The organism is Streptomyces sp. NRRL S-646 (assembly GCF_000720765.1).
Taxonomy (GTDB): domain Bacteria; phylum Actinomycetota; class Actinomycetes; order Streptomycetales; family Streptomycetaceae; genus Streptomyces.
The window spans coordinates 559,481-582,071 of record NZ_JODC01000005.1 but is presented as its reverse complement, the minus strand read 5'-3'; the positions used below and the strand labels follow the sequence as shown (position 1 = coordinate 582,071).

The 22,591-nt window shown below is 68.5% G+C and carries 17 protein-coding genes, 1 tRNA gene and 1 pseudogene; 12 read left to right on the top strand and 7 right to left on the bottom strand.

Annotated elements, in window-relative coordinates; all coding sequences use genetic code 11:
- Window positions 1-3: 3 nt before the first annotated feature.
- Together IH68_RS55160 and IH68_RS0112535 are read right to left on the bottom strand one after the other, a co-directional pair.
- Window positions 4-138 carry an SPW_0924 family protein gene (locus tag IH68_RS55160; protein ID WP_107057445.1) on the bottom strand — a complete coding sequence of 45 codons (135 nt, stop codon included), beginning with the start codon at window positions 136-138 and terminating at the stop codon, window positions 4-6.
- Window positions 139-294: 156 nt separating this feature from the next.
- Entirely contained in the window at window positions 295-2,016 is a 1,722-nt protein-coding gene (locus IH68_RS0112535) for a lytic transglycosylase domain-containing protein (RefSeq protein WP_030933106.1), read from the bottom strand.
- Window positions 2,017-2,360: 344 nt separating this feature from the next.
- Here IH68_RS0112535 and IH68_RS0112530 point away from each other — a divergent pair, with 344 nt between their 5' ends.
- Window positions 2,361-3,218, top strand: a complete 858-nt coding sequence (locus IH68_RS0112530; RefSeq protein WP_030933103.1) for a DUF4184 family protein — start codon at window positions 2,361-2,363, stop codon at window positions 3,216-3,218.
- Here IH68_RS0112530 and IH68_RS0112525 read toward each other — a convergent pair.
- Window positions 3,184-3,543, bottom strand: coding sequence for a hypothetical protein (locus IH68_RS0112525; protein ID WP_037884746.1), 360 nt, complete (start codon window positions 3,541-3,543; stop codon window positions 3,184-3,186). The two genes, IH68_RS0112530 and IH68_RS0112525, sit on opposite strands and share 35 nt — an antisense overlap.
- A 392-nt stretch (window positions 3,544-3,935) precedes the next feature.
- Window positions 3,936-6,662: a DNA polymerase I gene (gene polA / locus IH68_RS0112520; protein ID WP_030933097.1), complete on the bottom strand. Its 2,727-nt coding sequence runs from the start codon at window positions 6,660-6,662 to the stop codon at window positions 3,936-3,938.
- 318 nt (window positions 6,663-6,980) lie between these two features.
- On the opposite strand from polA, the gene IH68_RS0112515 reads away from it, so the two are divergent.
- The 8 genes from IH68_RS0112515 to IH68_RS0112480 all read left to right on the top strand — a co-directional run bounded on the left by IH68_RS0112515 (window position 6,981) and on the right by IH68_RS0112480 (window position 16,472).
- Complete coding sequence (locus tag IH68_RS0112515) at window positions 6,981-9,284, top strand: FdhF/YdeP family oxidoreductase (protein ID WP_030933094.1); 2,304 nt, start codon at window positions 6,981-6,983, stop codon at window positions 9,282-9,284.
- 52 nt (window positions 9,285-9,336) lie between these two features.
- On the top strand, window positions 9,337-9,807 hold the full coding sequence (locus IH68_RS0112510) for a hotdog fold thioesterase (RefSeq protein ID WP_030933091.1): 471 nt from the start codon (window positions 9,337-9,339) through the stop codon (window positions 9,805-9,807).
- A 79-nt stretch (window positions 9,808-9,886) separates the two neighbouring features.
- Complete coding sequence (locus tag IH68_RS51725; protein WP_051833385.1) at window positions 9,887-10,642, top strand: hypothetical protein; 756 nt, start codon at window positions 9,887-9,889, stop codon at window positions 10,640-10,642.
- Window positions 10,643-10,819: 177 nt separating this feature from the next.
- The gene (locus IH68_RS0112500; protein ID WP_030933088.1) at window positions 10,820-12,043 is read left to right on the top strand and encodes a branched-chain amino acid ABC transporter substrate-binding protein; all 1,224 of its coding nucleotides are present in this window, start codon (window positions 10,820-10,822) and stop codon (window positions 12,041-12,043) included.
- A 115-nt stretch (window positions 12,044-12,158) separates the two neighbouring features.
- On the top strand, window positions 12,159-13,091 hold the full coding sequence (locus tag IH68_RS0112495) for a branched-chain amino acid ABC transporter permease (RefSeq protein WP_030933085.1): 933 nt from the start codon (window positions 12,159-12,161) through the stop codon (window positions 13,089-13,091).
- Between the two features lie 5 nt (window positions 13,092-13,096).
- On the top strand, window positions 13,097-14,881 hold the full coding sequence (locus IH68_RS0112490; protein ID WP_030933082.1) for a branched-chain amino acid ABC transporter permease: 1,785 nt from the start codon (window positions 13,097-13,099) through the stop codon (window positions 14,879-14,881).
- Window positions 14,882-14,886: 5 nt separating this feature from the next.
- Window positions 14,887-15,759: an ABC transporter ATP-binding protein gene (locus IH68_RS0112485; protein WP_030933079.1), complete on the top strand. Its 873-nt coding sequence runs from the start codon at window positions 14,887-14,889 to the stop codon at window positions 15,757-15,759.
- Entirely contained in the window at window positions 15,756-16,472 is a 717-nt protein-coding gene (locus IH68_RS0112480; RefSeq protein ID WP_030933076.1) for an ABC transporter ATP-binding protein, read from the top strand. Before IH68_RS0112485 ends, IH68_RS0112480 begins: the two co-directional genes overlap by 4 nt.
- Window positions 16,473-16,557: 85 nt before the next feature.
- Here IH68_RS0112480 and IH68_RS0112475 read toward each other — a convergent pair whose 3' ends face one another.
- Window positions 16,558-17,214: an ANTAR domain-containing response regulator gene (locus tag IH68_RS0112475; protein ID WP_030933073.1), complete on the bottom strand. Its 657-nt coding sequence runs from the start codon at window positions 17,212-17,214 to the stop codon at window positions 16,558-16,560.
- A gap of 104 nt (window positions 17,215-17,318) precedes the next feature.
- On the opposite strand from IH68_RS0112475, the gene IH68_RS0112470 reads away from it, so the two are divergent.
- Window positions 17,319-17,391 (top strand) — tRNA-Leu (locus IH68_RS0112470).
- A 105-nt stretch (window positions 17,392-17,496) separates the two neighbouring features.
- Window positions 17,497-18,079, top strand: a pseudogene (locus IH68_RS49755) (helix-turn-helix domain-containing protein).
- A gap of 10 nt (window positions 18,080-18,089) precedes the next feature.
- On the opposite strand, the gene pyk reads toward IH68_RS49755, so the two are convergent.
- On the bottom strand, window positions 18,090-19,526 hold the full coding sequence (gene pyk, locus IH68_RS0112460) for a pyruvate kinase (RefSeq protein WP_030933070.1): 1,437 nt from the start codon (window positions 19,524-19,526) through the stop codon (window positions 18,090-18,092).
- Window positions 19,527-19,670: 144 nt separating this feature from the next.
- Window positions 19,671-20,390 carry an SIMPL domain-containing protein gene (locus tag IH68_RS0112455; RefSeq protein ID WP_030933066.1) on the bottom strand — a complete coding sequence of 240 codons (720 nt, stop codon included), beginning with the start codon at window positions 20,388-20,390 and terminating at the stop codon, window positions 19,671-19,673.
- A gap of 149 nt (window positions 20,391-20,539) precedes the next feature.
- On the opposite strand from IH68_RS0112455, the gene IH68_RS0112450 reads away from it, so the two are divergent.
- A complete protein-coding gene (locus tag IH68_RS0112450) occupies window positions 20,540-22,354 on the top strand; it encodes a bifunctional metallophosphatase/5'-nucleotidase (RefSeq protein ID WP_030933063.1) in 1,815 nt (604 codons plus the stop codon).
- Window positions 22,355-22,591 lie beyond the last annotated feature (237 nt).

Genomic DNA, 22,591 nt, shown 5'->3' with positions numbered 1-22,591 from the left:
CGGTTACGGGTGTGCGGGCACCGTCGTCAGCAGCGGTTTCGGGGACGTCTTGCCCGTGGGACTGCCCATGGCCGTGATCGTGAGGACCAGCGCGAGGGCGAGGGCGAGACCGGTCGCGGCGGCGGTCAGGGCGCGCATGCCTGCCTCCCGGCGGACGGGAACACGGACTGGAACTGATACATCGTCAGGTCCGGCACCGTAGCAACGGCAGGGCGAGATGAGAACACGTTGCACACACAACGACGGCGGCGGCGCCCTCTGGCCGAGGAGCGCCGCCGCCGTCGTACGGAACGGTTATGCGGAGGGACTGGGCGACGGGCTGGGACTGGCCGAGGAGCCGGCCGCCGCGACCGTCAGCTGGATGTTGAGGGTCGCGCCGCCCGCAGTGGTGATGCGGAGGATGAAGTTGCCGGTGTTGTCGTCGGCGTACAGCTTCGGCAGCGTCAGCAGACCCTTGGCGTCCGTCGTCAGGCCGGTCAAGGTGCGCACGGTCTTGCCGTCGGCGTCCTTGAAGTAGGGGCCCTTGTCGTTCTCGGTCGGGTCGAGCACCGACTTGATCAGCGTTGCGGTGACCGCGACCTTGTCGGCGACGGCGCCCTTGTAGGTGGCCTTCACCTCGGCCTGGTCCGCGAACTCGCCGCCCGGCGTGCAGGTCAGCGCGGTGTCGCTGGTGCGCACCACGCTGTCGGCGACGCGCTCGGTGACGGTGGCGGTGTAGTCGAGTCCGGTGACCGCGCGGCCCACGACCGTGGCACGGACGGTGAACTCGCCGGTCTTCTCGCCCGCCTGCAGGGCGGGGGCGACGGCCACGCCGGAGCTGTTGGTGACGACCGTGGCGACGGACTCGCCGCCGCTGAAGGTGCTGTCGGTGTCGCCGACGACGGTGAAGCGGACCCTGACCTTGCCGACCGCCTTGCCGGACTTGGTCACGGCCTTGGTGCTGACCTTCTTGGTGAACGCGTCGCCGGCCATCGCGGTGAGCTTCGCGGTGCCCGCGTCCGCCAGGTGGTCCACGGTGTCGGTGGGGGTGGGCGACGGGCTGCCCGGCGTGCTCGGCGTGCCGGGCGTGCCGGGCGTGTTCGACGGCGGCGCACTGGGGCTCGGAGAGCCGGTGCTCGGCGGTGTGGTCTTCGGGGGCGGGGTGGGCGACGGCTTGGGGTTGGCCTTCTGGCCGTCGTCGCTGCGGCCCGAGGGGACGCTGCCGCTGCCGTCCGGGATCTCGTGGGTGCCCTTGCGGTAGTACTCCAGCCACGACAGGACGAGGTTCAGGTAGTCCTGGGAGTTGTTGTAGCTGAGGATCGCGTGGTTGAGGTCGGCCGGGACGGACAGGTCCCAGCCGTTGCGGCACAGGTAGTGGCCGGCGGCCAGAGCGGCGTCGTAGACGTTGTTGGGATCCCTGACCCCGTCGCCGTTGCCGTCGCGGCCCGCCCACGCCCAGGTCGACGGGATGAACTGCATGGGGCCGACGGCCTGGTCGTAGCTGCTGTTGCCGTCGTACTTGCCGCCGTCGGTGTCCTTGATCAGCGCGAAGCCGTTGCCGTCGAGCTGCGGGCCGAGGATCGGAGAGATCGTGGTGCCGTCCGCGTTGACGCGGCCGCCGCGGGCCTGGCCCGACTCCACCTTGCCGATCGCGGCGAGCAGTTGCCAGGGCAGGTTGCAGCCGGGCTTGGACTCGCGCAGCTCGGCCTCGGCCTTCTTGTAGGCGTCGAGGACGGTGGCGGGAATGCCCGCCTCTGCCGCGCCCTGCGCCACGGGGGTGCCGGTGGCGCCCGGAGTGGGCGAGGGGTTCGGGCTGTTGAGCGGGGGGAGATCGGTGTAGTACGGCGAGTTGCCGGTCGCGGCTCCGTCGCCTGCGGACGCATCGGGCGAGGGCTGGGCCTCCGAGGCGGTCTGTCTGCCATGGTCGTCGACCGTGACACCAGGAGCCTGCGACGCGGACAGAGCCGCGACCGCGAGTGCTGCCACGGCGGTGGTTGCCGCTCCCTTGGCCAGCCTCCTGCCGAATTGCGCCGCCATAGAGTGAACCCCTCCCGTGGACGCACCAGCGTCCGCCTTCGTCTGTCCGGCGCGTGATGCGCCCGCCCTGTTGTGACGATCGACCCGGCGTGCGGGTTGCCCTCGTATCGCTCTCTTGTTCTCTGTCGAGTTCCTGTCGAGCTGCTGCGCTCACCAGTTCGACCGTGCCGCCCGACACGGTGACCCAGGCGACCCTACGACAACTTCCTTTCCACGGGGACCCGTTCGTGCCCGATATTCACCAGTTGGCCATGTGCGAACGGCGCGGAATCGCGGCACGCATACTGGACCGGAGCGATCACCCGGGCCGTCCGCTCGGGCAAGGTCCGGCGTGAGGAGCCCAGTTGCCGTTCACCCTGAGCCATGCGGCTGCCGTCCTGCCCGCCGTCCGCGGCGACGGGACCGGCCGGGGACGGCTGGTTCCGGCCGTCCTCGTGGCCGGTTCCTTCGCGCCCGACATGACCTATTACGCGGCAAGTGCGGTGCCCGGTGCGATGGAGTTCGGAGAGGTCACGCACTCCTTCCCCGGCGTCTTCTCGGTCGACGTGCTGGTGGCCTGGGCGTTGGCCGGGCTGTGGCTGCTGGTGCGGGAGCCGCTGGTGGCGCTGCTGCCGCGGCCCTGGCAGCCGCGGCCGGCCGCCCTGCTGCGCTGCGGGGCGCCACGCGCGCGCTTACGGCCGTCCCTGGCCGCGTGGTGGTATGCGTCCGCGGCGCTCGGCGCCCTGACCCACGTGGTGTGGGACGCCTTCACGCATCACGACCGGTGGGGGGTGCGGCTGTTTCCCGTGCTGGGACGGGGGCTGTGGGGGTCTCCCCTGTACTGGTACCTGCAGTACGGGGGTTCGCTGGTGGCCGCGGTGGTGATCGCGCTGTGGGTGATGCGGGCACTGCGGAGGGCGTCTGCGCACCCGGTTTCGGCTGCGGTCCCCGTGTTGTCGCTGCGGGACCGGTGGTGCGCCTGTGTGGTGATCTGCGGGTGCGCAGGGGTCTGGGCCGTGGAGCGGGCCGCGCGGTGGTGGGCGTTCTGGGGCGCGGTGGCCAAGCCCTGGGAGCTGATTCCGGCCCTGTGCTTCGGCGCGGGCGCGGGACTGCTGCTCGGGCTGCTGCTGTACGTGGTGGGGGTGCGGGTGTGGCGGCCGGTGCCGTCTGCCGCAGAGCCTGAGCGGGTCAGCGTGGAGCAGGGCCGTCCGGCCGGTCGGTGAGGGTGCTCGCGGTCACGATGAACACCCTCACGGTGCGGGCGTGGCGGCTGCGGCGGACGCGGACGAGCAGCCCGGTGACGTAACTGCGGCCCAGGCCCGCCCACAGCCGCCAGGCCGGCGGCTCTGCGGGCCCCCTCCCGGGCCGGGGCAGCCGGCGCCGGAGGTCCGCCGCCGTGCGGCGCAGGACGACGACGAGGTCGGTGGGGATGCGGGCGGTGCTTGCACGAGCGGCGAAGGCCGGCACCGGTGCGGGTGGCACGGCGGGCGCCGTCTCGGCACTCGCCTGCGCTCTCGCCGGCCGGCGGTTGAGCATGCGTATACCCATGCCCGCATCCTTACGGTACGAGGGCGGTGGGGGCCTTTCCGCGGGGGCCACCTGAGTGACGGTTCCCTGCGGGGCTTGACGGGTTCGGCGGAGCTGCTCCTTGCGCAGAGGCTCGCCTGCCCCCTCGCCGGAGGCCAGGCGGACTCGGTGAGGTCCCTGCGGTTCGCGCGCCCAAAAAAAAGGGGGGCGCGGGGCCGTGGGGCCGTGGCGCCCGTCGTGGCTCCCCCGCGCGGAGAGCTCGACCGCGCCCCGAAGGGGCGCGGGGAACTGCGCGACAAGCCACGACGGGCCCGCAGGCGGCCGACAACCCCCTGGGCGGGGACGCACCCCTGGCCGTAGGGCTGGCTCGCCGCCCAGCCGGGCAACGCCGAACCCCCGCCAACCGCCGGAGGCTAGTGCGCCGCCGACTCCCAGTCGGAGCCCACCCCCACCGAGACGCCCAGCGGCACCGTCAGGTGCACGGCGTCGGCCATTTCGCGGCGGACGATCTCCTCCGCGGCGGCGCGCTCGCCGGGGGCGATCTCCAGGACGATTTCGTCGTGGACCTGCAGGAGCATGCGGGAGGTGAGGTCCGCCGCCCGCAGCGCGTCGTCCACCTTCAGCATGGCGATCTTGACGATGTCCGCGGCGGTGCCCTGGATCGGCGCGTTCAGAGCCATGCGCTCGGCGGCCTCGCGGCGCTGGCGGTTGTCGCTGTTGAGGTCGGGCAGGTAGCGGCGGCGGCCGAAGAGGGTCGCCGTGTAGCCCGTGGCCCGCGCCTCGTCGACGGCCCGGCGCAGATAGTCCCGGACGCCGCCGAACCGCTCGAAGTACGTGTCCATCAGGACCCGGGCCTCGCCCGCATCGATGTTCAGCTGCTGGGACAGGCCGAAGGCCGACAGACCGTACGCCAGGCCGTACGACATGGCCTTGATCTTGCGTCGCATCTCCGCGTCGACGTGCTCCCGGTCGACCGAGAAGACCTGCGCCGCGACCGTGTTGTGCAGGTCCTCTCCGGAGGTGAACGCCTCGATCAGGCCCTCGTCCTCGGAGAGGTGGGCCATCACGCGCAGCTCGATCTGGCTGTAGTCGGCGGTCATCAGCGACTCGAAGCCCTCGCCGACGACGAAGCCGCGGCGGATGGCCCGGCCCTCGTCCGTGCGGACGGGGATGTTCTGCAGGTTGGGGTCCGTGGACGACAGGCGGCCGGTCGCGGCGACCGTCTGGTTGAAGGTGGTGTGGATGCGGCCGTCGGCGGCGATCGTCTTGATCAGGCCCTCGACGGTGACGCGCAGCTTCGCCTGCTCGCGGTGGCGGAGCATGACGACGGGCAGTTCGTTGTCCGTCTGGGTGGCCAGCCAGGCCAGGGCGTCGGCGTCCGTGGTGTAGCCGGTCTTGGTCTTCTTCGTCTTGGGCAGACCCAGCTCGCCGAAGAGGACCTCCTGGAGCTGCTTGGGCGAGCCCAGGTTGAACTCGTGGCCCGCCGCCGCGTGTGCCTCCTTCACCGCCTGCTGCACGGCGCCCGCGAACATCTGCTCCATGGCCTCCAGGTGGGCGCGGTCGGCGGCGATGCCGTGCCGCTCCATGCGGGCGAGCAGGATCGAGGTGGGCAGCTCCATGTCGCGCAGCAGGTCCGCGGCGCCGACCTCCTCCAGGCGGCCGCGGAAGGCCTCGCCGAGGTCGAGGATGGCGCGGGCCTGCACCATGAGCGCCTCGGCCTCCGCGCCGTCGTCGGCGCCGAAGGCGAGCTGGCCGTCGGCCGCGGCGGCGGGAGCCAGCTCACGGCCCAGGTATTCCAGGGACAGCGCGTCCAGGTCGAAGGAGCGGCGGCCCGGCTTGACGAGGTAGGCGGCCAGCGCGGTGTCCATCGAGACACCTGCGACGGACCAGCCGTGCTCGGCGAGGACGCGCATGGCGCCCTTGGCGTTGTGCAGGACCTTGGGGCGGTCCTCGGCGGCCAGCCAGGCCGCCCACGCGTTCTCGTCGGCCTCGTCCAGCTGGGAGGGGTCGAACCAGGCGGCCGGCCCTTCCGCGGTGGCGAGCGCGACCTCGGCGACCGAGCCGGTGCCCAGCGCCCAGGTGTCGACCGTGGCCACGCCGAGCGTCTGGCTGCCGTGCTCGGTGAGCCAGCCGGCCAGCTCGCCCGTGCCCAGCACGGTCCCGTCCAGCTCCACGCCGGGTGCCACCGGTGTCGCCTCGGCCGCCTCGCCGCCCGGGTCCACGGCGAGTAGCCGCTCGCGCAGCGAGGGGTTCCTGATCTCCAGGGTGTCCAGGACCATCGCGAGGGCCGTGCGGTCGTACGGGGCGCGCTCCAGGTCGGCGACCGCCTTGGGCAGCTCGACCGTGCGCACCATCTCGGTCAGGCGGCGGTTGAGCTTGACCGCCTCCAGATGCTCGCGCAGGTTCTGCCCGGCCTTGCCCTTGACCTCCTCGACGCGCTCGACGAGCTCCGCGAACGAACCGAACTGGTTGATCCACTTCGCGGCGGTCTTCTCACCGACCCCGGGGATGCCCGGCAGATTGTCGGACGGGTCGCCGCGCAGCGCCGCGAAGTCGGGGTACTGCGCGGGCGTCAGCCCGTACTTCTCGAAGACCTTCTCCGGAGTGAACCGGGTCAGCTCGGAGACGCCCTTCGTCGGATACAGCACCGTCGTGTGCTCGCTGACCAGCTGGAAGGAGTCGCGGTCGCCGGTGACGATCAGCACCTCGAAGCCCTCGGCCTCCGCCTGGGTGGCGAGGGTGGCGATGATGTCGTCCGCCTCGAAGCCGTCGACCGCGAACCGCGACGCGTGCATTGCGTCGAGGAGCTCGCCGATCAGCTCGACCTGGCCCTTGAACTCGTCCGGGGTCTTGGAGCGGTTGGCCTTGTACTCCGTGAACTCCTCGGAGCGCCAGGTCTTGCGGGAGACGTCGAAGGCCACCGCGAAGTGCGTGGGCTCCTCGTCACGCAGGGTGTTGGCCAACATCGACGCGAAGCCGTAGATCGCGTTCGTCGGCTGGCCCGTCGCCGTCGTGAAGTTCTCCGCGGGCAGCGCGAAGAACGCACGGTAGGCCAGCGAGTGCCCGTCCATGAGCATGAGGCGGGGCCGCGCGTCGCCGCCGGCGGTCTTGTCGGTCGTCTTCGATGCTGTTTCTGCCACGCCCCGATCCTGCCACGTGCCACTGACAGTCGTGGCTCCCCGCCGGATCGGCACCTGCCCCACCGCCTTGAGAGCCGGGAAGGCCGCCGACGCCGCCGCCGAAGCCGATCCCAACCCGGCGCAGAGAAACGGCAACCGGCGCCGGCACCCCCAGCGCCGCCGTCGCGGTCGATCACCGTCACAGCGGAAAGACCCGGCGCCCCGCGCCGGCACGACCGGTGATCACGTCCCGCGCACAGAACCGGCTGCCGCCGCTGTCAGTCGCGCGTGCGAGGATCGAAGTGGTAGCTCGCAGGTGTCTGTGAAGGAGAGTGCGCGATGGCGACGAAGCCGCCCAAAGGTGATCCGGTCCAGGACGCGCCGCAGGTCGCCGGGCCCAAGCACGCGGCGGCGGGACTGCCGGCCATCGGGCACACCCTGCGCATCGCCCAGCAGCAGATGGGCGTGAAGCGGACCGCGCTGACGCTGCTGCGCGTCAACCAGAAGGACGGCTTCGACTGCCCGGGCTGCGCCTGGCCGGAGCCGGACCACCGGCACAAGGCGGAGTTCTGTGAGAACGGCGCGAAGGCGGTCGCCGAGGAGGCCACCCTGCGCCGGGTCACCCCGGAGTTCTTCGCCGCGCACTCCGTCGCCGACCTCGCCGGCCGCAGCGGCTACTGGCTGGGCCAGCAGGGCCGGCTCACCCACCCCATGCATCTCCCCGAAGGGGGCACGCACTACGAGCCGGTGAGCTGGGAGCGCGCCTTCGACATCGTCGCCGAGGAGCTCGCCGCCCTCGGCTCCCCCGACGAGGCGCTCTTCTACACCTCGGGGCGCACCAGCAACGAAGCGGCCTTCCTCTACCAGCTGTTCGCCCGCCAGCTCGGCACGAACAACCTGCCCGACTGCTCCAACATGTGCCACGAGTCGTCCGGTTCGGCCCTGAGCGAGACGATCGGCATCGGCAAGGGCAGCGTCCTGCTGGAGGACCTCTACAAGGCCGACCTGATCATCGTCGCCGGCCAGAACCCGGGCACCAACCACCCGCGCATGCTCTCCGCCCTGGAGAAGGCCAAGGCCAACGGCGCGAAGATCATCAGCGTCAACCCGCTGCCCGAGGCCGGCCTGGAGCGGTTCAAGAACCCGCAGACCCCGCAGGGCATGCTCAAGGGCGCCGCCCTCAACGACCTGTTCCTGCAGATCCGCATCGGCGGCGACCAGGCCCTGTTCCGCCTCCTCAACAAGCTCGTCCTGACGGAACATGAAAGCGCCTCCGGCGCGGGCTCGGGCGCGGTCGACGAGGAGTTCGTACGCGAACACACCCACGGCTACGAGGAGTTCGCCGCGGCCGCCAAGGCCGCCGACTGGGACGAGACCCTGACCGCGACCGGTCTCACGCGCGCGGAGATCGACGCCGCCCTGAAGATGGTCCTCGCCTCCAAGCGCACCATCGTGTGCTGGGCGATGGGCCTCACCCAGCACAAGCACTCCGTGCCGACCATCCGCGAGGTCGTCAACTTCCTTCTGCTGCGCGGCAACATCGGCCGCCCGGGCGCGGGCGTGTGCCCGGTGCGCGGCCACTCGAACGTGCAGGGCGACCGGACGATGGGCATCTTCGAGCGCCCCGCCCCCGCCTTCCTGGACGCCCTGGAGAAGGAGTTCGGCTTCGCACCCCCGCGCGAACACGGCTACGACGTCGTCCAGGCCATCCGCGCCCTGCGCGACGGCCGGGCGAAGGTGTTCTTCGCGATGGGCGGCAACTTCGTGTCCGCCTCCCCCGACACCGAGGTCACCGAGGCGGCCATGCGGCGCGCCCGCCTCACCGTGCACGTGTCGACCAAGCTCAACCGCTCGCACGCCGTCACGGGCGCGCGTGCCCTGATCCTGCCCACCCTGGGCCGCACCGAGCGCGACCTGCAGGGCAGCGGCGAGCAGTTCGTGACCGTCGAGGACTCCATGGGCATGGTGCACGCCTCCCGCGGCCGCCTGGAGCCCGCGAGCAGCCACCTGCTGTCGGAGCCGGCCATCGTCTGCCGCCTGGCCCGCCGTGTACTCGGCGAGGACAGCACGGTGCCCTGGGAGGAGTTCGAGAAGGACTACGCCACCATCCGCGACCGCATCGCGCGCGTGGTCCCCGGCTTCGAGGACTTCAACGCGCGCGTGGCCCGCCCCGGCGGCTTCACCCTCCCCCACGCCCCGCGCGACGAACGCCGCTTCCCGACCGCCACCGGCAAAGCGAACTTCACGGCGGCTCCCGTCGAGTACCCGAAGCTGCCCGAAGGCCGTCTGCTGCTGCAGACGCTGCGCTCGCACGACCAGTACAACACCACCATCTACGGCCTCGACGACCGCTACCGCGGCATCAAGAACGGCCGCCGCGTCGTCCTGGTCAACCCCGAGGACGCGCGGACACTCGGCGTCGCCGACGGGTCGTACGTGGACCTGGTCGGCGAGTGGAAGGACGGCGTCGAGCGCAGGGCGCCCGGCTTCCGCGTCGTGCACTACCCGACGGCACGCGGCTGCGCCGCCGCCTACTACCCGGAGACCAACGTCCTGGTGCCGCTGGACTCCACCGCGGACACCAGTAACACCCCGGCCAGCAAGTCCGTCGTCGTGCGTCTGGAACAATCGGCCACCGACTGAGCGTTTGCTCAGGCAGGCTGGACGAGTGATCAGGACGAACGGAGCCGGGCCCATGGGCGAGCAGCAGTACGTGAAGTTCCCGCAGGAGGTCATCGACGAGTACGCCGCACTCGGCGTCGACCTCCCGGCCCTCTTCTCCGCCGGACACCTCGGCACCCGCATGGGCGTGGAGATCCTCGAGGCCTCCGCGGACCGCGTCGTCGGCACCATGCCCGTCGAGGGCAACACCCAGCCCTACGGCCTGCTGCACGGCGGCGCCTCCGCCGTCCTCGCCGAGACCCTCGGCTCCGTCGGCTCCATGCTTCACGGCGGCAGCTCCAAGATCGCGGTCGGCGTCGACCTGAACTGCACCCACCACCGCGGCGTACGCTCCGGCCTGGTCACCGGCGTCGCCACGCCCCTGCACCGCGGCCGCTCCACCGCCACGTACGAGATCGTGATCAGCGACGAGGACGGACGGCGCGTGTGCAGCGCACGCCTGACGTGTCTGCTGCGGGACGTTCAGCTGCCCGCCTCGGGCTGACGCACCGTTGCCCTCAATCCCACCGGGCACTGTCCGGCAGCGTCCGCCACGCCTACCGTTTCCCCATGAGGCCCGGGACATGAGCGGCATCGGCCCCGTCGAACCCGCCGATCGCATCGAGGCGCACACCGACGACGATCCCGACAGCCCCCTTGACGCACCGCCACCCGATGTCATCGGCGTCGACTCACCCCGCCTGACCAACCGTTGGCACGCGCTGACGCCACGCACCCGCACCACCGCACTTGCGGCGGCCGCGGCCGCCTTGGCCGCGGCCGTGTGGCTGCTGGCCGCCCCGCCCCCCACCACACCGCCGAAAGGGCCGTCCACGCCCTGGCCCTCGACCACAACAGCCTTCTATTACAAGGGAGTTGCCAGCCAGCCCGCCACGGCCTCCACCAGGGACTTCCACTTCGACGTCTCCGTACGCAACGGGCCGCCCGTCACCGTCTCCGCCATCACCGCCGCCCCCGTCGGCATACGCACCCTCGTCAAACCTCCCACTGCCTTCACCGTGCGCGCCGGAACCACACACCGCGTCACCGTGGGGATCACCGTGACCCAGTGCAGCGGACTACCCCTCAACGTCAACCTCCCTTTCCTCGACGTAACGCTGCGTAACACGCACGCAATCCAGCACTACAGCTTCATCTTTGGCGGCCGCTACGCGCGCGACCTCTCCGACCTCCTCCACACAGCCTGCGACAGCACCCGGACCCCGCCCTCGCCCCACGTCCAACCGGAAGTGCGCGTTCTCACGATGTGGACCCGACGCGTTCCCGCCAAACCGGCCGAGAGCGACCTTCCCCCGATCTCACCCTCCACCAGGTCATAACAAGAAAGTCACAAGCCAGCCCACAGCGATGCCACCGCCTGACAGACAGGCTTAGAGTCACGCCCAGTCACCGCGCCGCCGGGCGCGTCTGCATCACGGCCCAGCTCGACCCCAGTACGGCCCGGCGAGACACACGGCAGCCCAGCAGGACTGCCGGCGCCAGGGAGAGGATTCAACGTGCGACACCGTTCTTTGGTCATACTCACCTCCGTGCTCACGACGGGCGCCCTCACGCTCACCGCATGCGGTTCGCGCGACGACAACAAAGGTGGGGACAGCGGCAGCAAGAAGACCGAGGTCATCATCGGCGTCGACGCACCGCTGACCGGCCAGAACTCCGCAACCGGTCTCGGCATCCAGGGCGGCGTCCAGGTAGCCGTCGACGACGCCAACAAGAACAACCTCGTTCCCGGCGTCACCTTCAAGGTCCAGGCCCTCGACGACAAGGCCATCCCCGCCAGCGGCCAGCAGAACGCCACCCAGCTCGTCAACAACGACAAGGTGCTCGGCGTCGTCGGCCCGCTGAACTCCGGCGTGGCCACCCAGATGCAGCAGGTCTTCGCCACCGCCAACCTGGTCGAGATCTCGCCGTCCAACACCGCCCCTGAGCTCACCCAGGGCAAGAACTGGCAGACGAAGAAGGTCCGCCCCTTCAAGACCTACTTCCGCACCGCCACCACCGACGCCCTCCAGGGCGGCTTCGCGGCCGACTACGCGTACAACACGCTCAAGAAGAAGAACGTCTTCGTCGTCGACGACAAGCAGACCTACGGCGCCGGCCTGGCCAAGCTGTTCACCGCCGGCTTCACCAAGGCCGGCGGCAAGGTCGCCGGCACCGACCACGTCAACACCGGCGACACCGACTTCTCCGCCCTCGTCACCAAGATCAAGAACTCCAAGGCCGACCTGGTCTACTACGGCGGCCAGTACGACGAGTCCGAGAAGCTCACCAAGCAGCTCAAGGACGGCGGCGCCAAGATCCCGCTCTTCGGCGGCGACGGCATGTTCAGCGACACCTACATCCAGACCGCCGGCAAGACCTCCGAAGGCGACCTCGCCACCTCCGTCGGCCAGCCCGTCGACTCCCTCGCCTCCGCCCAGGACTTCATCAAGAAGTACAAGGCAGCCGGCCTCAAGGGCGACTACGGCACCTACGGCGGCTACTCCTACGACGCCGCCACCGCCATCATCAAGGCCATCGGCAACGTCGTGAAGGACGGCAAGGTCCCCTCCGACGCCCGCGCCAAGATCGTCGACGAGGTCGGCAAGACCAAGTTCGACGGCGTCGCCGGCCCCGTCGCCTTCGACCAGTACGGCGACACCACCAACAAGCAGCTCACCGTCTACCAGGTCACCAACGGCAAGTGGAAGGCCGTCAAGAGCGGCACGTTCAACGGCTGACCAGACCAGCCCGAACCGCCGCTAGCACCACCCCAGGGCCGCGCGGCCGACCACACGTCACCCGCGCGGCCCGTTCCACGCCCCTGCTCACTCCCCACCACATGGAGGCCATGCGGTGAACACCCTGCCGCAGCAGCTGGCCAACGGGCTGTTCCTCGGCTCGATGTACGGGCTGATCGCCATCGGCTACACGATGGTGTACGGCATCGTCCAGCTCATCAACTTCGCCCATGGCGAGATCTTCATGACCGGCGGCTTCGGCGCGCTCACGGTCTACCTCTACGTCCTGCCCGACGGCACATCCATGTGGATAGCCCTCCCGGCGATGCTCATCGGAGGCGGACTCGTCTCCGTCCTCATCGCCGTCGGAGCCGAACGCTTCGCCTACCGACCCCTGCGCGGCGCCCCACGCCTGGCCCCCCTCATCACCGCCATCGGCCTCTCCCTCGCACTCCAGCAGGCCGTCTTCAACTGGTACCCGGACGCCAAGACCGACCGCAACTTCCCCCAGATCGACGCCGGCCCCTGGCACCTCGGCTCCATCAGCATCAGCAGCGGCTCCCTCTTCGTCATCATCGCCGCCCCCATCTGCATGGCAGCCCTCGCCTTCTTCGTCCGCCTCTCCCGCACCGGCCGCGCCATGCAGGCCACCGCGCAGGACCCGGACACCGCACAGCTGATGGGCATCGACACCAACCGCATCATCGTCATCGCATTCGCCATCGGCGGTTTCTTCGCCGCGGTCGCCGCCGTCGCATACGGCCTGCGCTACGGGCAGATCAAGTACGACATGGGCTTCCAGATGGGTCTCAAGGCCTTCACCGCAGCCGTGCTCGGCGGCATCGGCAACATCTACGGCGCCATGATCGGCGGCCTCGTCCTCGGCCTCGCCGAAACCATGGCCACCTCCTACATCGACAACATCCCCGGCATGCAGCAACTCGGCGGCGGCGGCTGGTCCTCCGTCTGGGCCTTCGTCCTCCTCATCCTCGTCCTGCTGTTCAGGCCACAAGGCCTGGTCGGCGAACGCGTAGCGGACAGGGCGTGACCACCATGACAACCACCGCAACGACCACCCCCACCACGCCGGACACCCCGCGCGGCCTCATCGCCCTGCCCCAGTCCGCCGCCCGCGTCCTCATAGCCGCAGGCGCCATCGGCACCATCGCCAGCACCTACATGTCCTGGACCTGGACCTCCGACTTCCCCGGAGACCTCACCTACTACGGCTCCCCCGCAGGCCTCCAGATCCTCGACCTCGTCGCCGGCGTCCTCACCCTGCTCTACGCGCTCACCCGCTGGAACATACGCGGCCTCAACTGGCTCAACCCCGCCGACGCCACCGCACCCGTCTTCCTCGCCGCCGCATCCGCCTTCGCCGTCAGCTGGTTCAGCGCACTCGCCATAGCCATCGACCTCGGCGGACTCGTCAACCTCGACCCCGGCGCCTACGTCGCCGCCGTCTCCTCCCTGATCGCCATCCTCGGCGCCCTCGCCCTGCCCAGCCCCGGCAACACCGCCAAAGCCTGGGTCAGCAAGCCCGACAACATCCCCCCCGCCGGCAAACTCCCCGCCTGGGGCGAACGCCTCGTCATCACCGCCGCCACCGCCGTCGGACTCATCGCCTTCGCCTACGGCATCGGCGTCGACCCCGACGCCAGCGAAACCTTCATCGGCTTCCTGCTGCTCGTCGTCTTCGGCTCCTGGGCACTCCTCGCCGCCGGACTCTTCGACCGGTTCTCCGTCCTCAACGCCCGGCACAAAGGTTTCGCCACCTCCATGGCCTTCCTCGCCGCCGCGATCTTCCCCTTCGTCGAGAACAACGAACACAACGCCAACCTCGGCGTGAACATCCTCGTCGTCGCCACCGTCGCCCTCGGCCTCAACATCGTCGTCGGCCTCACCGGACTCCTCGACCTCGGATACGTCGCCTTCCTCGGCGTCGGCGCCTACGCAGCCGCTCTCGTCTCCGGCTCCGAATTCTCCCGCTTCTCCGGCGTCCAATTCCCCTTCTGGGCCGCCATGCTCACCGGCATGGCCGCATCGCTCATCTTCGGCGTCCTCATCGGCGCCCCCACCCTGCGACTGCGCGGCGACTACCTCGCCATCGTCACCCTCGGCTTCGGAGAGATCTTCCGCATCACCGTCAACAACCTCGACGGCTCCTCCGGACCCAACATCACCAACGGGCCCAACGGCATCTCGATGATCCCCGACCTGGAGATCTTCGGCTTCAACTTCGGCAGCAGCCACGACATCGGCTCCGTCACCATCGGCCGATTCGCCAACTACCTCCTGCTGATGCTGATCATCACCGCCATCGTCGTCCTTGTCTTCAACCGCGCCGCCGACTCCCGCATCGGCCGCTCCTGGATCGCCATCCGCGAAGACGAAACCGCCGCCACCGCCATGGGCATCAACGGCTTCCGCGTCAAACTCATCGCCTTCGCACTCGGCGCCTCACTCGCCGGCCTCGCCGGCACCGTCAGCGCCCACGTCGGCTACAGCGTCAACCCCGCCCCCTACCAGTTCGCCGGCTCCGTACCGCCGAACTCCGCGTTCCTGCTCGCCGCGGTCGTCCTCGGCGGCATGGGCACCGTGGGCGGACCCATCCTCGGCGCCACCCTGCTCTACCTCCTCCCCGAGAAGCTCAGCTTCCTGAAGGAGTACCAGCTCTTCGCCTTCGGCCTGGCCCTCGTCATCCTGATGCGCTTCCGCCCCGAAGGCATCATCGCCAACCGGCGCCGCCAGCTCGAATTCCACGAAACAGAACAGGCCGACATCCCCGAACAGAGCCTTCCCGACACCACAGTCGGCGTCACCAAGGCAGGGGCGTAACCATCATGACCACCACCACGGCCACCAGCCCCGTCCTCGAAGCCAGCGGCGTCACCATGCGCTTCGGCGGCCTCACCGCCGTACGCAGCGTCGACCTCACCGTCAACTCCGGTGAAATCGTCGGCCTCATCGGACCCAACGGCGCCGGCAAGACCACCTTCTTCAACTGCCTGACCGGCCTGTACATCCCCACAGAGGGCAAGGTCGCCTACAAAGGCACCGTGCTGCCCCCGAAGCCCCATCTCGTCACCAGCGCCGGCATCGCCCGCACCTTCCAGAACATCCGGCTCTTCGCCAACATGACCGTCCTGGAAAACGTCCTCGTCGGCCGCCACACCCGCACCAAGGAAGGCCTCTGGTCCGCGCTCCTGCGAGGCCCCGGCTTCCGCAAGGCCGAAGCCGCCTCCCGCGAACGCGCCATGGAACTCCTCGAGTTCATCGGTCTCGCCCACAAGGCCGACCACCTCGCCCGCAACCTCCCCTACGGCGAGCAGCGCAAGCTCGAGATCGCCCGAGCCCTCGCGAGCGACCCCGGCCTGCTCCTCCTCGACGAGCCCACCGCCGGCATGAACCCCCAGGAGACCCGCGCCACCGAAGAGCTGGTCTTCGCCATCCGCGACAAGGGCATCGCCGTCCTCGTCATCGAGCACGACATGCGCTTCATCTTCAACCTGTGCGACCGCGTCGCCTGCCTTGTACAAGGCGAAAAGCTCGTCGAAGGCACCTCCGACGTCGTCCAGGGCGACGAACGCGTCGTCGCCGCCTACCTCGGCACCCCCTTCGAAGGCGCCCCCGGCGCCGAAGAAGCCGCCGAAGTCGAAGCGGCCGAGGCCACCGGAGCGCAGAGCACCACCAGCACGGAAGGAAGCGCCCAGTGACCGCACTCCTGGAGGTCGAAGACCTCAAGGTCGCCTACGGCAAGATCGAAGCCGTCAAGGGCATCTCCTTCACCGTCGAAGCCGGCCAGATCGTCACCCTCATCGGCACCAACGGCGCCGGCAAGACCACCACACTGCGCACCCTCTCGGGGCTCCTCAAGCCCCGCTCCGGCAAGATCATGTTCGACGGCCAACCCCTCAACGGCATAGCCGCCCACAAGATCGTCGCCCTCGGCCTCGCCCACTCCCCAGAAGGCCGACACATCTTCCCGCGCCTGACAATCACAGAAAACCTCCAGCTCGGCGCCTTCCTCCGCAAAGACAAAGAAGGCATCGAAAAGGACATCCAGCGCGCCTACGACCTCTTCCCCATCCTCGGAGAACGCCGCAAGCAAGCCGCAGGCACCCTCTCCGGCGGTGAACAGCAAATGCTGGCAATGGGCCGCGCCCTCATGTCCCAGCCCAAACTGCTCATGCTCGACGAACCTTCCATGGGCCTCTCCCCGATCATGATGCAGAAGATCATGTCCACGATCGTGGAACTGAAGTCCCAGGGCACAACAATTCTCCTCGTCGAACAGAACGCCCAGGCGGCTCTGTCGCTCGCCGACCAGGGACACGTCATGGAGGTCGGCAACATCGTCCTCTCCGGCACCGGCCAGGACCTACTGCACGACGAATCCGTACGCAAGGCATACCTCGGCGAAGACTGAGGCTGACCCTCCCGGCTGTACGACGAGGCCCGCGCCCCTGACTTCCCAGGGACGCGGGCCTCGGTCTGTGTGCGGGTGCCGGAGGTCAGCCCTTCGCGGACTTCTTCTCGTCCGCGTCCTGAATGACCGCCTCCGCAACCTGCTGCATCGACATCCGACGATCCATCGACGTCTTCTGGATCCACCGGAAAGCAGCGGGTTCGGTCAGCCCGTACTCCGTCTGGAGGATGGACTTCGCACGGTCGACGAGCTTGCGGGTCTCCAGGCGGAGGGTGAGGTCGGCGACCTCCTTCTCCAGCTCCTTGAGCTCGGTGAACCGGGAGACGGCCATCTCGATCGCGGGCACGACATCACTCTTGCTGAACGGCTTCACCAGGTACGCCATCGCACCGGCATCGCGAGCCCGCTCCACGAGGTCGCGCTGCGAGAAGGCAGTGAGCATCAGCACGGGTGCAATGCCCTCCTCGGCGATCTTCTCGGCCGCCGAGATACCGTCCAGCTTGGGCATCTTCACGTCGAGGATCACGAGGTCCGGCTGGTGCTCACGGGCGAGCTCGATGGCCTGCTCGCCATCACCGGCCTCACCGACAACGCTGTAGCCCTCCTCCTCCAGCATCTCTTTGAGGTCGAGCCGGATCAGGGCCTCGTCCTCGGCGATGACGACACGGGTCGTCAGCGGAGGCACGTGCGACTTGTCGTCGTCGGGCGCGTCTACGGGCTGGGGCGACTCGGGGGCGGTCACGGGGGGCTCCTCGTTCAGGGGCAGGGGTGCTGCTGACAAGAGCCTACCTAGCTGCGATAAGGTAGGAGCACAGCGGGTGACCGCTGATCTTTGTTTTAGAGGAAGCCCCGGTAGTCCAGCGGAAGAGACACGGTGCTCAAACCACCGACAGCGTGGGTTCGAATCCCACCCGGGGCACTTTTCCTTCGATTCGAAGGCGACACCTGAAAGCGGATGTCCACGTTCTCGCGAACATCCGCTTTTTGCTGCGTGTCGTCGCGATCACTCTCGCAGGGTGATCACATGTACGACATCAGCACGCGCAAGCTGGCGCTGGCATTAGTCGCCCAAGGGCGCAGCCTGAACTCGGTAAGCAAGGAGACGGGTCGCGTGCGCTGACGCGTGGCCCGGCCTCCTCCAAGAGTGCCGCGAGGCCATCCTGAAAGTGGTCCCGGGCGTCGGCGTTTACACGCTCCAGAGGCAGGGCTGCGCAGCGGTGACGAGCTACCACCGGCAGTGGCCCCACCTCTTTCCACAGCACGGCCCCGGCAAGAAGCACGAGCGCACCATCGCGCTCCAGCCCTGGCAACAGGAAATTGTCGACGCCCACCCGTGGGATTTCATCCGCGGCCTCATCCACTCCGACGGCTGTCGCATCACCAACTGGACCACCCGACTCGTACGCGGTGAGCGCAAGCGTTACGAGTACCCCCGGTACTTCTTCACCAATGTCTCCGTCGACATCCGTCGGCTCTACACCGACACCCTCGACAAACTCGGCATCGAGTGGACCCAATGCATGCGCAACGGGATCCCGTTCAACATCTCCGTCGCCAAGAAAGCCTCAGTCGCCCTCCTCGACGCCCACGTGGGCCCCAAGTACTAACCCCTGCCCCCTACTTGGGACTGTCGTCCTCCCCAATGTGATGCACCCGCACCATGTTCGTCGACCCCGACACCCCCGGAGGCGACCCCGCCGTAATCACCACGACGTCACCCTTCTCGCAGCGGCCGTACTTCAACAGCAACTCGTCCACCTGGTCGACCATCGCATCCGTCGAGTCCACGTGCGGGCCCAGGAACGTCTCCGCCCCCCACGTCAGACTCAACTGCGACCGCGTCGCAGGCTCCGGTGTGAACGCCAGCAGCGGGATCGGCGAGCGATAACGCGAAAGCCGGCGGGCCGTGTCTCCCGACTGGGTGAAGGCGACCAGGAACTTCGCGCCCAGGAAGTCGCCCATTTCCGCCGCCGCCCGGGCGACAGCGCCGCCCTGTGTGCGGGGCTTGTTCCGTTCCGTCAGAGGCGGGAGGCCCTTCGCGAGGATGTCCTCCTCCGCCGCTTCGACGATCTTGGCCATCGTACGGACCGTCTCGATGGGGTATTTGCCGACGCTCGTCTCGCCGGACAGCATCACCGCGTCCGTGCCGTCGATGACGGCGTTCGCGACGTCGCTTGCCTCCGCCCTCGTCGGGCGCGAGTTGTCGATCATCGACTCCAGCATCTGCGTTGCCACAATCACCGGCTTGGCGTTGCGCTTCGCCAGTTTGATCGCGCGCTTCTGGACGATCGGGACCTGTTCCAGGGGCATTTCCACGCCGAGGTCTCCGCGGGCGACCATGATGCCGTCGAAGGCGGCGACGATGTCGTCGATCGCGTCCACCGCCTGGGGTTTCTCCACCTTGGCGATGACGGGCAGCCGGCGTGCCTCCTCGTCCATGATGCGGTGGACGTCTTCGATGTCGCGACCGCTGCGGACGAAGGACAGTGCGATGACGTCGAAGCCGGTGCGCAGGGCCCAGCGCAGGTCTGCTTCGTCCTTGTCGGAGAGGGCGGGTACGGAGACCGCGACACCCGGGAGGTTCAGTCCCTTGTGGTCGGAGACCATGCCGCCTTCCACGACTGTGGTGTGGACGCGGGGGCCGTCGACGGAGGTGACTTCGAGGCAGACCTTGCCGTCGTCGACGAGGATGCGTTCGCCGGGGGTGACGTCGGTGGCGAGGCCGGGGTATGTGGTGCCGCAGGTGTGGCCGTCGCCTTGGGCGCCTTCCTCCACGGTGATGGTGAAGGTGTCGCCGCGTTCAAGGAGTACGGGGCCTTCGGTGAAGTGGCCGAGTCGGATCTTCGGGCCTTGAAGGTCGGCGAGGATTCCGACGCTGCGGCCGGTTTCGTCGGAGGCCTTTCGTACGTGCTGGTAGCGCTCCTCGTGTTCGGCGTGGGTGCCGTGGCTGAGGTTGAATCGGGCGACGTCCATTCCGGCTTCGACCAGGGCCTTGATCTGGTCGTACGAGTCGGTGGCGGGGCCCAGAGTGCAGACGATCTTTGCTCGGCGCATGGTTTTGAGCCTAGGCCTTACCGGCGGGTAGAGAATTTGGCGTGCGTGACTACTCAACAACCTTTAGATGAAGGGTCGTTGACAAGTATTGAATTGTGCAGACGCATGCTCCGATGAGCATTCGAACGGCCCCGGACGTGAGTTCTAGAGCTGTGGTGGCGCCATGGTGAATCGGGCGTTGACGGCGGCGTATACGCGTTGCCGTTGGGGTTCGAGGTCGAGTGCTGCGGCGGTGTCCTCGGCGACTGGGGCGCCGTAGGCCATGGAGCGCATGCGGGCGCCGGGGGCCGGGGGGTAGGGCTGTGCGTCTTCTGCTCCGATGTCGGCGAGTTCCACGAGTGCGGCCAGTGTGGTGCCGAGTGCGTCTGCGTATTCCCTCGCTCGTTGGACGGCTTCCTTCACCGCTTGCTGTCGGGCTTTCCGGTACGCCGGTGAATCGGGGCGTAGTGCCCACCAGGGGCCGTCGACTCGTGTGAGTTCCAGGTCGGCGAGGCGGGTGGTGAGTTCGCCGAGGGCGGTGAAGTCGGTGAGTTCGGCGGTGATGTGGACGCGTCCGTGGTAGGCGTGGATGCGTTCGCCGCGGCCTTTGTCCTTGAGTTCGGGGCTGATGGAGAAGGCGCCGGTTTCCAGGTGTTCCACCGCCTCCCCGTAGGTCTTGATCAGGTCGAGGGTTGTGGTGTTGCGGCGGGTGAGGTCGTCGAGGGCGGTGCGGCGGTCTTTGCCGCGGGAGGCGACGGTGACGCCGATGCGGGCGATTTCGGGGTCGACTTCGAGGCGGGCTTCGCCGCGGACGGCGATGCGGGGGGCGTCGGGGGTGCCGTAGGGGACGGCGGGGTGTGGGTCGTCCGGCGTGGGGGTGGTCATACGCCCCACTCTGTCAGGTCTTGGCCGTCCGTAGCTCGGCGGTTGACCGCTTCGGTCATCCAATCGCAACCTGCGGGACCTGTTGCCGTCGGTCATGCGCAGGTCAGAATCTACGCGCGTTGTTGACCATTCCTCTAGGAGATCTGGACATGCCCTTGAATCGCCGGAAGTTCCTGCAGAAGTCCGCCGCGACCGGAGCGGGGGTGGCGGTGGCAAATGCTGTCGCGGCTCCGGCGGCGCAGGCGGCCGAGGTCACGGCGGCGAAGAGGCCCGCCAAGCGGTACGCGCTGACCGTCATGGGCACGACCGACCTGCACGGGCACGTCTTCAACTGGGACTACTTCAAGGACGCGGAGTACACGGACAAGGCGGGCAACGCGCAGGGCCTGTCCCGGATCTCGACGCTGGTGAACCGGCTGCGTGAGGAGAAGGGGCGGTGCAACACGCTGCTCCTCGACGCGGGCGACACGATCCAGGGCACCCCGCTGACGTACTACTACGCGAAGGTCGACCCGATCACCGCCGAGGGTGGTCCGGTGCATCCGATGGCGCAGGCGATGAATGCGATCGGGTATGACGCTGCGGCGCTGGGCAACCACGAGTTCAACTACGGCCTTGAGACGCTGCGGAAGTTCGAGGAGCAGCTGCACTTCCCGCTGCTTGGCACGAACGCGGTGGACGCGAAGACGCAGAGGCCCGCGTTTCCGCCGTACTTCATCAAGAAGTTCCATGTGCCGGGTCTGCCGCCGGTCAGGGTCGCGGTGCTCGGGCTGACGAACCCGGGTATCGCGATCTGGGACAAGGCGTATGTGCAGGGGAAGTTGGAGTTCCCGGGGCTTGAGGAGCAGGCGGCGAAGTGGGTGCCGAAGCTGAAGTCGATGGGTGCGGATGTCGTCATCGTCTCCGCGCACAGCGGTTCCTCGGGCACTTCTTCGTACGGTGACCAGTTGCCGTATGTGGAGAACTCGGCGGCGCTGGTGGCGCAGCAGGTGCCGGACATCGACGCGATCCTGGTCGGTCACGCGCACGTGGAGATCCCGGAGTTGAAGGTCGTCAACGCCAAGACGGGGAAGACGGTGGTGTTGTCGGAGCCGTTGGCGTATGCGGAGCGGCTGTCGGTCTTCGATGTCGAGCTGGTCTTCGTGAAGGGCCGCTGGACGGTGGAGTCGGTGTCGTCGAAGGTGCTGAACTCGAACACGGTCGCCGACGATCCGAAGATCACCAAGCTGCTCTCGGACGAGCATGCGAAGGTCGTGAAGTACGTCAACCAGGTCGTGGGTACGGCGACCGAGACGCTGACGACGGTCGAGGCGCGCTACAAGGACGCCCCGATCATCGACTTGATCACCAAGGTCCAGGAGGATGTGGTCAAGGCGGCCCTGGCGGGGACCTCGTATGCCTCGCTGCCGGTGATCGCACAGGCCTCCCCCTTCTCGCGTACCTCGGAGATCCCGGCCGGCAAGGTGACGATCCGGGATCTGTCGAGCCTGTACGTGTACGACAACACGCTGGTTGCGAAGCTGATGACGGGCGCGCAGCTGCGGGCGTACCTGGAGTACTCGGCGGAGTACTTCGTGCAGACCGCGGCGGACGCCACCGTCGACGTGGAGAAGCTGACGAACGCGAACAACCGCCCGGACTACAACTACGACTATGTGTCGGGGCTGTCGTACGACGTCGACATCGCCCAGGCGGCCGGTTCGCGGATCAAGAACCTCACTTACAACGGGGCTGCGCTGGATGATGCGCAGCAGTTCGTGTTCGCGGTGAACAACTACCGTGCGAACGGTGGTGGTGCGTTCCCGCATGTGGCCTCGGCGACGGAGCTGTGGTCGGAGTCGACGGAGATCCGGACGCGTATTGCGGAGTGGGTGACGGCGAAGGGCGTGCTGGATCCGAAGGAGTTCGCGTCGGTGGACTGGCGGCTGACGCGGGGTGGTGTGCCGGTTTTCCAGAGCTTCTAGAGCTTGAGCAGTGACAGGTCCACGGCGTCGGCGATGGCTTTTGCGCCGGCGTCGTTGACGTGGAGGCCGTCGCCGGCGTTGAACTCGGGGCGGATCCTGTCGGGTTGGGCGGGGTCGGCGACGGCGGCGGCGATGTCGATGACGGCGTCGAAGGGGTGGTCGGTGCCGAGGAGCCAGGCGTTGATGTCCCGGCGTACGGTCTGGCCGGTGTCGGTGTCGTAGCCCTCGTGGACGGTG